The 12,512-nt window shown below is 68.9% G+C and carries 10 protein-coding genes; 7 read left to right on the top strand and 3 right to left on the bottom strand.

The window, feature by feature from the left end:
- Positions 1-3: 3 nt before the first annotated feature.
- Positions 4-2,685 carry a bifunctional acetate--CoA ligase family protein/GNAT family N-acetyltransferase gene (locus A3CU_RS0115935; RefSeq protein ID WP_027943147.1) on the top strand — a complete coding sequence of 894 codons (2,682 nt, stop codon included), beginning with the start codon at positions 4-6 and terminating at the stop codon, positions 2,683-2,685.
- A 64-nt stretch (positions 2,686-2,749) separates the two neighbouring features.
- Here the strand turns inward: A3CU_RS0115935 and A3CU_RS0115930 are convergent, their stop codons facing one another.
- Genes A3CU_RS0115930 through A3CU_RS0115920 form a run of 3 tightly spaced genes read right to left on the bottom strand, consistent with a single transcriptional unit; the run spans position 2,750 to position 6,224 of the window.
- Positions 2,750-3,901: a hypothetical protein gene (locus A3CU_RS0115930; protein WP_027943146.1), complete on the bottom strand. Its 1,152-nt coding sequence runs from the start codon at positions 3,899-3,901 to the stop codon at positions 2,750-2,752.
- Between the two features lie 55 nt (positions 3,902-3,956).
- Complete coding sequence (locus A3CU_RS0115925; RefSeq protein WP_027943145.1) at positions 3,957-5,027, bottom strand: acyl-CoA dehydrogenase family protein; 1,071 nt, start codon at positions 5,025-5,027, stop codon at positions 3,957-3,959.
- Positions 5,028-5,042: 15 nt separating this feature from the next.
- A complete protein-coding gene (locus A3CU_RS0115920; protein WP_027943144.1) occupies positions 5,043-6,224 on the bottom strand; it encodes an acyl-CoA dehydrogenase family protein in 1,182 nt (393 codons plus the stop codon).
- A gap of 237 nt (positions 6,225-6,461) precedes the next feature.
- Between A3CU_RS0115920 and A3CU_RS0115915 the strand changes: the two genes are divergently transcribed.
- From A3CU_RS0115915 to A3CU_RS0115890, 6 genes are all read left to right on the top strand, one after another.
- Complete coding sequence (locus tag A3CU_RS0115915) at positions 6,462-6,653, top strand: ferredoxin (RefSeq protein WP_027943143.1); 192 nt, start codon at positions 6,462-6,464, stop codon at positions 6,651-6,653.
- A 105-nt stretch (positions 6,654-6,758) separates the two neighbouring features.
- Positions 6,759-8,258: an aldehyde dehydrogenase family protein gene (locus tag A3CU_RS0115910; RefSeq protein WP_027943142.1), complete on the top strand. Its 1,500-nt coding sequence runs from the start codon at positions 6,759-6,761 to the stop codon at positions 8,256-8,258.
- A gap of 6 nt (positions 8,259-8,264) precedes the next feature.
- Entirely contained in the window at positions 8,265-9,020 is a 756-nt protein-coding gene (locus A3CU_RS0115905) for a glucose 1-dehydrogenase (protein ID WP_027943141.1), read from the top strand.
- Between the two features lie 83 nt (positions 9,021-9,103).
- The gene (locus A3CU_RS0115900; protein ID WP_027943140.1) at positions 9,104-9,898 is read left to right on the top strand and encodes an MlaE family ABC transporter permease; all 795 of its coding nucleotides are present in this window, start codon (positions 9,104-9,106) and stop codon (positions 9,896-9,898) included.
- Between the two features lie 277 nt (positions 9,899-10,175).
- Positions 10,176-11,039 carry an MlaE family ABC transporter permease gene (locus A3CU_RS0115895; protein WP_027943139.1) on the top strand — a complete coding sequence of 288 codons (864 nt, stop codon included), beginning with the start codon at positions 10,176-10,178 and terminating at the stop codon, positions 11,037-11,039.
- Positions 11,036-12,382, top strand: coding sequence for an MCE family protein (locus A3CU_RS0115890; RefSeq protein ID WP_027943138.1), 1,347 nt, complete (start codon positions 11,036-11,038; stop codon positions 12,380-12,382). The genes A3CU_RS0115895 and A3CU_RS0115890 overlap by 4 nt, the downstream gene beginning before the upstream one ends.
- Positions 12,383-12,512 lie beyond the last annotated feature (130 nt).

Here is a 12,512-nt window from a genome sequence, read left to right as displayed (position 1 = left end):
TCGATGAGCAGCGCTGTCCGCGACCCGTACGACTATCCCCGGCACTGGGAAGCCGACGTGGTGCTCAGCGACGGCGGCACCGTCCACTTGCGACCGATCGTGCCCAGCGACGCGGACCGGCTGGTCGCCTTCCACGCCAAGCTGTCCGAGCGCACGCGATACCTGCGCTACTTCGGCGCCTACCCGCGTATCCCGCCGCGCGACCTGGAGCGGTTCTCGGTCGTCGACCACTTCGACCGGGTCGCGTTCGCGGCGCTGCTCGGGGACGCCATCGTCGCGGTCGGCCGGTACGAGCGGATCGAGGGCGGCCCGTCCGCCGAGGTCGCGTTCGTCGTCGATGACGCGCACCAGGGCCGCGGTCTCGGCTCGATCCTGCTGGAGCATCTCGCCGCCGCCGCGTCGGAGCGCGGGCTGCGGCGGTTCATGGCCGAGGTACTGGCCGAGAACGTGGGCATGGTGCGGGTGTTCCGCGACGCCGGCTACCAGGTCAGCCGCGCCATCGAGGAGGGCGTGCTGCACCTGGAGTTCGACATCGATCCGACCGAGGAGTCGCTTGCCGTGGCGCGCGCCCGGGAGCAGGCGGCGGAGGCCCGCAGCGTGCACAACCTGCTGCACCCGGCCTCGGTCGCGGTGATCGGCGCCTCCGCGGACCCGACCAAGGTCGGATATGCCGTGCTGTCGAACCTGCTGTCGGCGGATTTCGCCGGTCCCGTGTATCCGGTCAATCCGGAGCGTCGCTCGGTTCGCGGGGTGCGGGCTTATCCGTCCGTTGTGGACATTCCCGATCCGGTGGAGCTCGCCGTCGTGGCGGTGCCCGCCGACCAGGTCGAGTCGGTGCTCGACGGCGCGCTGGCCAAGGGCGTGAAGACGCTGCTGATCGTGTCGGCGGGGTTCGCCGAGGCGGGCCCGCACGGCCTGCATGCCGAGCGGCGGCTGGTCGGTGAGGCGCGGGCGCACGGGATGCGGGTGGTGGGCCCCAACGCGCTGGGCGTGCTCAACACCGATCCCGCGGTGCGGCTCAACGCCACCCTCGCGCCGGAACTGCCCGGCCGTGGCCGAGCCGGGTTCTTCTGCCAGTCCGGTGCGCTGGGGACGGCGATCCTCGCCGACGCGCGCACCCGCGGGTTGGGTCTGTCGACTTTCGTCTCCGCCGGTAACCGGGCGGATGTTTCCGGCAACGACCTGCTGCAGTACTGGGAGACCGATCCACACACCGATCTCGTGCTGCTGTACCTGGAATCGTTCGGCAACCCGCGGAAGTTCGCGCGGCTGGCCAGGCGGCTCGGGCGCACGAAGCCGATCGTGGCGGTGAAATCGGGCCGGCATGCGGTGCGCCCGCAGTTGGCCGCCACGTCGGCCGAGGTGGACGAGGCCAGTGTGCAGACCCTGTTCGAGCAGGCCGGCGTGGTGCGGGTGGAGACGCTCGCGCAACTGTTCGACACCGCGCTGGTGTTCGCCTATCAGCCGTTGCCCGCCGGGCCGCGGGTCGGCATCGTGGGCAATTCCAGCGCGATCGGCCTGCTGGCCGCGGACACCGCGCGGGCGCAGGGCCTGCGGCTGGCGTTCGAACCGGTGGATGTGGGCCCGCAGGCCGGGCCGGAGCGGTTCGCCGACGCGGTCCGCGAGGCGATGGTCTCACCGGAAACGGACGCGCTGGTCGTGGTCTTCGTGCCGCCGCTGGCGATTCCCGGGGCCGCCTACGCCCGCGCCGTGCGCGAGGCGGTGCGGGAGGTCGATCAGCGCAAGCCCATCGTGTCGACCTTTCTCGCCGTCGAAGGCATGCCCGCCGAGCTGGCGGTGCCCGGATCCGACGGCTCGCCGGGGCGCGGTTCCATCCCCTCCTATCCCAGCCCGGAACGTGCGGTGAACGCGCTGGCGAAGGTCGTGCGCTACGCGGCGTGGCGGCAGCGCCCGCAGGGCAATCTGATCCGTCCACCCGGCCTGCACATCGAGCAGGCGCAGGAGATCGTGCGGGAGATTCTGGCCGGGGCGGACAAGAACATCCTGTTGGACGACGCCGACGCCGTACGGTTGCTTGGCTGTTACGGCATCGACGTGGTGCCGTTCCGGATGGCGTCCACTGAGGACGAAGCGGTGGCCGCGGCCGAGGCGCTCGGCTACCCGGTCGTGGTCAAGGCGGTGGACGAGCGGTTTCGCGGGCGCCCCGATCTCGCCGGGGTGCGCCTGGATCTCGCCTCCGCGGACGCGGTCCGCCGTGGCTACCGGGACCTGCGCGAGGTCTCCGGTGACGACGAGGTGTACGTGCAGCGCATGGCGCCCGCGGGCGTCTCGTGCCTGGTCGGCCTGCAGGACGACCCGTCGTTCGGCACGCTCGTGTCGTTCGGGCTGTCCGGTCTGGTCGGCACGTTGCTTTCCGATCGCGCCTACCGAGCGGTTCCGCTGACCGACGTGGACGCCGCCATGCTGATCCGCGAGCCGAAGACCGCGCCCCTGTTGAGCGGGTATCGCGGCGACGAGCCCGCGAACCTGGCTGCGGTGCGGGATCTGGTGCTGCGGGTCAACGCGCTGGCGGAGGAGCACCCGGAGGTGCGTTCGCTCACGCTCGATCCCGTGCTGGCCTCGCCCGAGGGCGCCCATGTGGCCAACGTGCGGGTGGTTCTCGGCCCGCCGCCGGCGCGGCCCGACACGGGTCCCCGCCGGCTGCGGCCGATCCTCGCGGAATGAGTCTTTCAGGCTGTGTTTCACCTGAGCGGCGCCGGCCGGCATCGCCACTCAAGCCGCAAACTGTCTAGAACGCGGTGGGATTGACGGCGACGACTGAGCGGCTTCCGGGGTATTCGGTGAGTGTCCACAACTGGTTCTGCGGACCCCGGTAGGACAGGTCCTCGTTGCCGATCGGGAAGGCGCCCGAATACTTGGTCGGACCGCTGCTGTTGGAGAACTTGTAGAGCGCGCCTCGGGTGGAGGCCCCGGCGCTGGCCGAAACGTAGAAGGTGCCGTCGATCGCGGTCGCGCCCTGCATGCTCTTGATGTTCACCTGGTAGGCCTCGGACGCATGCGTGTACCCGTCGGCGGATTCGGCGAACTTCCGGTCGGTGTAGTCGATCGGGAAACGCACCACGCGCGTTCCGGTGCCGTCCGCGTTGTATTCGGGCACGACCACGCTGTCCGGTGTGCTGGTGCGGTCCAGCGATGCCGCGGAGAAGCGGAGCTTCGCCGCGCCGTTGGTCGTCGAGTGGGTGAAGGTCAGCGCCTGGGGCAGCGCATAGGCATAGTCGAACGCCTGGTAGCTGCCGTCGGACTGGCGTCCGACCTTCGTGTTGTCGCCGGTGGTCACCTTCCAGATATGGCGCAGGTCGAAGGCACGGAAGCCACCCGACGTGTCGGCCACATAGAGGAAGTAGCCGTAGGTGAAGATCCCGCCCGCGTGCACGGTGACCGGCTTGAAGTCGGGCTGCCCCGCGGAGTTCGTGTACGGCTGGACGAGCAACACGTGGCGGTACTTCGGAGCGCTCGGGTTTGCCATATCCACAAAGGACACTCGTACGCCCTTGTTCGTGCCGGTGCCGCTGTAGTACCAGCTGGCGAAGAGCGCCGTGCGGCCGTCATACAGACCGTTGCCGTAGGCGTCGGCCGTGGTGCTGATGCCTTGCGGATACCAGTCGGTGGTGTTGTTGTCGCCGGAGTTCCAGCAGAACGCGGCAGCCTGGTGGGTGGCACCGGGGTCGCATGCGGTGCCGGCGCGGTTCGCGCTGTCCAGCACGGCGGGGACGGACGCGTTCGGCAGCAGCCCGTCGAGTTTGGCGATGACCGAATTGTAAGCGCTTTCTTGAAGCCGGAAATCGCTCGCGGTGAGTTTCGCCGGCGCCGCCTCTGCCGGCCAGCTGAGGAGGGCGAACGGGACCACCAGGGCGACCAATACGGTTAACCATCTACGCATGCGACTTACGGTAGGGGGAAATGACGACAATGTGAAGTATTTGGTTAATCGTACACTAAGCGAGGAGTTCGCCGAGCGCGCGCAGTTGCGCGGTCGCACCGCCGAGCGAGAACTCGATCCGTTTGGCCGCGGCGAAGAACCGGTGCAGCGGGTAGTCCACGTCGATGCCCACCCCGCCGTGCAGGTGCACGGCCGTGTGCGCGACGCGGTGCCCGGCCTCGGCGGCCCAGTATTTGGCGGTGGCCACCTCCTCGTGTGCGGGCCGGCCGTCGGCGAGCAGCGAGGCCGCCTGCCACAGCGTCAACCGGACGGCTTCGACGTCCACGTAGGCGTCGGCCAGTCGTTGCCGCACGGCTTGGAACGCCGCGAGGGACCGGTCGAACTGCTTCCGTTCCCGCGTGTATTCGGCGGTGGAGCGCAACGCGCTGTCCAGCACACCGAGTTGAAGGGCGCACAATCCGGTTGTGCCGCGCAGTCGTAGCCACTCGTCGATTCCCGCTCCCGGCTCGCCGAGCAAGGTCGCGGGAGCGTCGGAGGCCGAGATCAAGGCGGCGTCGGCGTGGTCGGTCGTGCTCTGGGTGAGTATCTCCGTTTCCGCGCTTTCGATGGCGAAAACCGTGACCCCGTCGCTTGTTTCGGCGGGAACCAGGAAACCGTCCGCGAACGCGCCGAAGGAGACCGCGGTCTGTGAGCCGGACACCCGCCAGCCATTTCCCGAGGACCGCTGGGCGGTGAACCCGCACGGCGCCCCGGCGTCGGGCAGGGCGACGGCCAGTACCTTTTCGCCGCGCAGCACCGGTACCAGCCAGAGTTCGAGGAGATCGCCGTCGCCGAACTCCGCGAGCGCGGAGGCCGCCATGGTGATCGTCGGCAGGTACGGCAGCGGCGCCACCGTCCGCCCGATCTCGACGAGCACCGCGCACTGTTCGAGCAGCCCGAACCCGCCGCCCGCGGGTGCGGGCAGTGCGGCGTCGACGATTCCGGCCTTCGCCAGGTCCTGCCACAGGGCGCGGTCGAACCCGCCCTCCCCGTGCCGCCCGAGTGTCTCCGGACGGACCTTGTCCCCCAGGATCCGCCGGGTGAGTGTGCCCAGCTCCTGCTGCGCCTCGGTCAAGCTGAAGTCCATGCGCCACTCCTGAAATCAACGAGTTACCGGAAGGGCCAGCGCGGTGGCCGCGATGAGGTCGCGCTGGACCTCGTTGCTGCCGCCACCGAAGGTGAGGATCAGCGCGCCACGGTGAGCGCGTTCCAGCCGGCCGTGCAGCATCGCGCCGGGCGAGTTCTCGCGGACGACGGCGGCCGGGCCCACGATCTCCATCAGCAGGCGGTAGGCCTCGATCGCCAGCTCGGTGCCGAACACCTTGCTCGCCGACGCCTCGGCCGGGCCGAGCTCGTGCTGGGACGCGGCCCAGGCGATGTGCCAGTTCCGCAGCTTGAGGTACTCGACGTGGGCGTGCACGCGCGCGAGGTGCAGGCGCACCCACTCGGCGTCGATCACCCGGCTGCCGTCGGGCTGCCTGGTCTCCCGCGCCCACCGCAGCACCTCTCCCAGCGCGGTCTGGATCGGGGCGGCCGAGGTCAACGCGACCCGCTCGTGGTTGAGCTGGTTGGTGATCAGCGGCCACCCCGCGTTCTCCTCGGCGATCCGCGCGCTCACGGGAACCCGAACGTCGGAGTAGTAGGTGGCGCTGGTGCCCGGCCCGGCGACGGTGTGCACCTTCGTCCACGAGAAGCCCGGGGCGGAGGTCGGCACCATGAGGATGCTCAGGCCCTTGTGCTTGGGCGCGTCGGGATCGGTGCGCACGGCGAGCCACACGTAGTCGGCGTGTTCGATCAGGCTCGTCCACATCTTCTGCCCGTTGATCACGTACTCGTCGCCGTCCCGGACGGCACGGGTGCGCAACGACGCGAGATCGGTGCCGGCTTCGGGCTCGGAGTAGCCGATCGAGAAGTGGAGCTCGCCGCGGGCGATCCGCGGCAGGTAGAACGCCTTCTGCTCTTCGGTGCCGAACCGCATGATCGTGGGGCCGATCGTGTTGACCGTCAAGAACGGCACCGGCACCCCGGCGACGGCGGCCTCGTCGGTGAAGATGAGCTGGTCGAGCATGGACCGCGCCTGCCCGCCGTACTCGGCGGGCCAGCCCAGCGCGAGCCAGCCATCACGGCCGAGTTCGCGCACGATTTCCTTGTACGCCAAGCCGTCTCCGTACTCGCCTTCGCCGGCGGAGAGCGCCTCGCGGCGTTCCAGGGTCATCAGGCGGGCGAAGTAGGAGCGCAGTTCGTCCCGCAGCTGCTCCTGCTCCGCCGTGTAGCCGATCCGCATGTGCTCACCCTTTTCCGCGCGCCGCAACTTTTTTCAGAACGTGTTCGGGTGGCCAGGCCACGACTTCTCTTCGCCGGCCGCCGGTTGAGCAGCACGGCGGCCTGCCTCCCCGCCCACGTGCAGTCTTGTGTTGGCTTACCAAGCGTGCACATCTCACGTTCTGGGTGACCTTCCGTCTTGGTTCAGCCGGACCACGGAGCTAGTCTAGAACATGTTCTAGTTGTTGAGGAGGTGGCAATGCGGATCGGGGTCGACCGGATGCGGTGCGAGGCCAACGAGGTGTGCGTCTCGTTCGCGCCCGCCGTGTTCGAACTGGGCGATGACGACGAACTGCGCATCCTGGCGCCGGAGGTGCCGGAGGACGAGGTAGAACGTGTTACCCATGCGATCGTGGCTTGCCCGAGGAATGCCCTGTTCACTGTCGAGTAGTTGAGGCTTGCCCGTAACAAGAACAGATTCTAATCTGAGCCCTCGCGGGCGAAGATCTGCTGGCACGCGGTCGCAGGCCGGCCGCCGTGGAGGAGGAGAGTTGCTGTGACGCTGACCGTTCAACCCCACCGCGAGTCGGTCGGCCTGAAGCCCGGCCGGCTCTACCTCGGCGGCGAGTGGGTCGCGGCCTCGGACACCTGGACCCACCGCCATCCGGCCACCGGCGAGGTCATCGGCGAGTTCGCGAGCGCGACGAAGTCCGATGTGGACACCGCGGTCGCCGCCGCCAGAACCGCGTTCGGCACGTGGTCCACCGCGCGCGCCGGCACTCGAGTCACGCTGCTGCACCGGTATGCCGAGCTGTTGCGCGAGCACGCCGAGGAGCTGCGTGCCCTGCAGGCGCTGGACAACTCGGTGCCGGTGTCGTTCACTTCGGGCATCTACGCGATGTCCGTCGCCGCCGCGGCGGACGTGTTCGACCACCACGCCGGCTGGGTGGACAAGCTCGGCGGCCAGACCCTCCCGCCGTACCAGGGCGGTGACCACCTGGCGATGACCTTCCGCGAACCGATCGGCGTGGTCGCGGCGATCCTGCCGTGGAACGCGCCGTTCCTGCTGTTCGCGCAGAAGGTCGCGCCCGCGCTGGCCGCCGGGTGCACGGTCGTGGTGAAGCCGTCGGAGTACGCGACGTTCACCGTCCTGCGCATGGTCGAGCTGCTGGCCGAGGCCGGGCTGCCGGCCGGGGCGGTCAACGTGGTGACTGGGCCGGGAGATCCGGTCGGCGAGGCGCTGATCACGCATCCGGGCGTGGACAAGGTCAGCTTCACCGGGAGCCGCGCGGTCGGGAAGCGGATCGTCGAGGCCTCGGCGGGCACCCTCAAGCGGGTTTCCCTGGAGCTGGGCGGCAAGAGCCCCGCGCTGGTCTTCGCCGACGCGCCCAACGTCGGGCTGGCCGCCGCGACCGTCGTCGGTGCGGTCACCCTGGGCCTGTCCGGGCAGGCATGCGTGGCCAACACCCGCGCGCTCGTGCATCGCGACGTCTACGACGAGTTCCTTGCCGCCGCGCAGGGTGTCGCGTCGGCGGTCACCTACGGCGACCCGTTCGACCCCGGCGTGCTCGCCTGCCCTCTGGTGAACGAGCGCCAACTCGACCGGGTACTCGGCTACATCGAGCGAGGCCGGGGCGAGGGCCGCCTCGTGATGGGCGGCCAGCGGCTGGGCGGGGACCTCGCGGCCGGGTTCTTCGTCGGCCCGACGATCTTCGCCGACGTGGAGAATTCGGCCACCATCGCGCAGGAGGAGATCTTCGGCCCGGTGCTGGCGGTGATTCCCTTCGAGGACGAGGACGAGGCGGTCGCGATCGCCAACGACACCGAGTACGGACTGGGCGCGAGCGTGTTCACCGCCGGCGCGCAGCGCGCGTTCCGCGTGTCCCGCAGGCTCCGTGCCGGGACGATCGGCATCAACGGCTTCCAGATCGAGCCGCACCTGCCCTTCGGCGGCTTCAACCAGTCGGGACTCGGCCGCGAGGGCGGGGCCAGCTCGATCGAAGCGTTTACCGAGCTCAAGTCGGTGCTCATGCCGCTGACCGAAGAGATGATGTGATCGCCGATGGCCAGGCTTGACGGCAAGACCGCGCTGATCACCGGCGCGGCCAGGGGACAGGGTGCGGCGGCGGCCCGGCGGTTCGTGGCCGAGGGAGCCCGCGTGATGATCGCGGACATCGCCGACGAGGCGGGCGAGGCGCTGGCGAAGGAGTTGGGCGCGCTCTACCAGCATCTCGACGTGTCGGACGAAGGGGACTGGGCGGCGGCCGTGTCCCGGGCCGTCGACGAGTTCGGCGACCTGACCGTGCTGGTGAACAACGCTGGTGTCCTGCATTTCTCCGAGCTGGGCAAAACCAGTCTCGCGGACTACGAGCGCGTGATAAAAGTGAACCAGATCGGCACGTTTCTCGGGATGCGTTCGGTCGTTGAACCCATGGAACGGGCTGGCGGTGGTTCCATCGTCAACGTGTCCTCTGTGGAAGGACTTGCCGCGCTTCCCTTCGTGGTCGCCTACACCGCGAGCAAGTTCGCCATCCGGGGCATGACGAAGGTGGCCGCGCTGGAACTGGGCAACCGGGGCATCCGGGTCAATTCGGTGCACCCGGGGGTCATCGATACGCAGATGGTGCGCGACGCGGCGGGAGGAGTGGATATCGACTCGTCCTGGCTCGGCAAGAAGGTGGCGCTGGGCCGGGTCGGCCGGCCGGAGGAGGTGGCGAATCTCGCACTCTTTCTGGCCAGTGAAGAAAGCTCCTACTGCACGGGCGCGGAGTTCGTGGCCGATGGCGGTGCGACGGCGACCCACGCGCTGAAGGTCTAGGAGTAGTGAACACCGCTAACGGAAAGCGCTTTCCCCTAATGCGTAAAACTCAGGTCGGCAGAGCCTGACTTTCGGAGGTGTGGATGAGTTCTCGCGAAAGTTCACCACACCTTCCGGGCGCCGCCGCACTGGCCCAGGTAGGGCGGCTGTCCACGCTGGCCTGGGAGGTGCTGTGCGCCGTTCCCCGCCGGCCGTTCCAGTTTCGCGAATGGATCCAGCAGTGCTGGTTCTTCGCGAGCGTGACCATCCTGCCGACCGCGCTGGTGGCCATCCCGTTCGGCGCGGTGATCGCGTTGCAACTGGGCTCGCTCACCGCGCAGATCGGCGCCCAGTCGTTCACCGGCGCGGCCAGTGCGCTGGCCATCGTGCAGCAGGCGTCCCCGCTGATCACCGCGCTGCTGGTGGCCGGCGCCGGCGGCAGCGCGGTGTGCGCGGACATCGGCGCGCGCAAGATCCGCGAAGAGATCGACGCCATGGAGGTACTCGGCGTCAACCCGGTGCAGCGGCTGATCGTGCCTCGCGTGCTCGCCGCCATGGTGGTGTCGGTGCTGCTCAACGGCCTGGTCAGCGTGGTCGGCGTGCTCGGCGGCTACTTCTTCAACGTCATCATGCAGGGCGGCACTCCGGGCGCTTACCTGGCCAGCTTCAACGCGCTGGCGCAGTTGCCGGACCTCTACATCAGCGAGATCAAGGCGGTGCTGTACGGCTTCGTCGCCGGGGTGGTGGCGGCCTACCGCGGGCTGAACCCGGCGGGCGGGCCGAAGGGCGTCGGCGACGCGGTCAACCAGGCCGTCGTGATCACCTTCCTGCTGCTGTTCCTGATCAACGTCGTGCTGACCGCGATCTACCTGCGGATCGTGCCACCGAAGGCCATCTGATGAGTACTCCTGTGTCAAGTCGCGGCCAGCAAGGTGATCAGCACGCGCGCGCCTTTGTCCCGTGTCTTGTGGGGGCTCCGCCCCCACGCCCCCGACTGGGGGTAAGCCCCCAGACGCTCTGTCTTGTGGGGGCTCTGCCCCCACGCCCCCGACTGGGGGCAAGCCCCCAGACCCCCTTATCGGGGCGGCAGGGCGCCCTGGGCGAGGACGTGACACGACTCCGGAGGGAGCGCCCTGTCGACACGATCGCGGTCGCGCGCAAACCCGCGGAGGAACAGTGAGTACAGAGTCGGTCGAGTCGAGCGAGGCGGTCTCCGACCGGGCTCTCGAATACATCGCGCGTCCGGGGCAGGTGCTGGAAGGCTTCGGTGTCCAGCTTTCCTTCTATATCCGGGCGTTGATGTGGTCGCCACGCACGATCCGCCGGTATTCGCGGGAAACGCTACGGCTGCTGACCGAGGTCTGCTTCGGCACCGGCGGGCTCGCGGTGATCGGCGGGACGCTGGGCGTGATGATCGGCATGACCATGTTCACCGGCCTGATCGTCGGCCTGCAGGGTTACGCCTCGCTCAACCAGCTGGGCACCGCCGCGCTCACCGGGTTCATCTCGGCCTACTTCAACACCCGCGAGGTGGCCCCGCTGGCCGCGGGTCTTGCCCTGTCGGCGACCGTGGGCTGCGGGTTCACCGCCCAGCTGGGCGCGATGCGGATCTCCGAGGAGGTCGACGCACTCGAGGTGATGGGCATCCCCAGCGTGCCCTACCTGGTCACCACGCGCGTGCTGGCCGGGGTGGCCGCGGTGATCCCGTTGTATGCGGTCGGATTGCTGTCCTCGTATCTGGCGTCCCGGCAGATCACGGTGTGGGTCTACGGCCAGTCCACCGGCACCTACGACCATTACTTCGCGCTCTTCCTGCCCCCGGAAGACGTGCTCTGGTCGTTCTTGAAGGTGATGATCTTCAGTGCGCTGGTGATCCTTTCGCACTGCTACTACGGCTACACGGCCACCGGCGGCCCGGCCGGGGTGGGTGTGGCGGTGGGCCGCGCGGTGCGCACCTCGATCGTGCTGATCTCGGTGCTGGACTTCTTTCTCAGCCTGGCGATCTGGGGCGCGACCACGACGGTGAGGATCTCGGGATGAACCGCTCGATCCTGTTGCGACGGCTGGGGTACCAGTTCCTGGGCCTGGTGTTCCTGGTGGTGTGCGCGATGTTCTTCGTCACCACGATCGCGGTGTACCACAAGGATTTCACGCCGGTCGCGATGGTGCGGTTGGACACCGACCGGGCCGGCAACCAGCTCGGCAAGGGCGCCGACGTCAAGATCCGCGGTGTGGTGGTCGGCGAGGTCGCCGCGGTGCGGGTGGCCGGCGACGGTTCGACGACGCATGCGGCGCTGGATCTCGCGCTCAAGCCGGACATGCTCGACGAGATACCGGCGAACGTGTCGGCGCGCCTGCTCCCCAAGACGTTGTTCGGCGAGCGGTACGTGGCGCTTCAGCTGCCCCAGGAGCCCGCGCCGCGGCACCTCGCCGCCGGGGACGTGATCCCGCAGGACCGCAGCAGCGCGGCGATCGAACTGCAGAAGGTTCTCGACGACGTGATGCCGCTGCTGCAGTCGGTGCAGCCGCAGAAACTTTCAGCGACGCTGAGTGCGGTCGCGAACGCGCTCGACGGCCGCGGCGAGCAGCTCGGCTCGACCCTGGTCAAGCTCTCGGACTACCTGGGCGAGCTGAACCCGTCGCTGCCCGACATCAAGGCGGACATAGCCGGACTGGCCGACGTGAGCGACACCTACGCCAAGGCCGCGCCCGACTTCTTGCAAGCGCTTTCCGACCTCACCACGACGAGCAAGACCCTGGTGGACGAGCAACAGCGGCTGGCCGGCTTCTTCTCGTCGGTGACGACCGCGTCCACCGACCTCGCGAGCTTCCTGCGGGTCAACGAGAACAACATCATCCAGCTGACCGTCAGCGCACAGCCCACTTTGGATGTGCTGGCCAAGTACGCGCCCGAGTACCCGTGCCTGCTCCAGCAGGTCGCGGAGTCGGTTCCCCGCGCGTACGAGGCGTTCGGCTACGGCACCGACCAGATGAACCACGTGACGATCCGGTTCATCGCCGACCGCACCAAGTACCTGCCCGGTGTGGACACCCCGAAATACCTCGACAAACGGGGGCCGCGGTGCTATCCGCAGGTCGTACCGCCGGGACGGTGGCCGCAGTACCCGCCGGACGGCCCGGTCCAGGACGGCTCGTCGCACCCGGCCCTGCCACCCGGCGAGAATCCCCCGCTGCCCGGTAACGGGATCATCGGCGGCGGTTCCGCCACGCCCGCCGGCTCGCTGGCCAACTCGCCCGCCGAGCAGGACCTGATCGCCACGCTGGTCGCACCGGAACTGGGCACCACGCCGGATGCGGTGCCCGGCTGGTCGAGTCTGCTCCTCGGCCCGCTCTATCGCGGAGCGGAGGTGGAGGTGCAGTGAGGAGAGCTTTGGCAAGTCGCGGCAATCAAGATGACCAGCACGCGCGCGCCGTTGTCCCGTGTCTTGTGGGGGCTCCGCCCCCACGCCCCCGTCTGGGGGCAAGCCCCCAGACGCTCTGCCTTGTGGGGGC

The sequence above is a fragment of the Amycolatopsis taiwanensis DSM 45107 genome, from assembly GCF_000519205.1.
GTDB lineage: Bacteria > Actinomycetota > Actinomycetes > Mycobacteriales > Pseudonocardiaceae > Amycolatopsis_E > Amycolatopsis_E taiwanensis.
The sequence above is the reverse complement of the archived record's forward strand: the minus strand, read 5'-3'. Positions and strand labels throughout refer to the sequence as shown.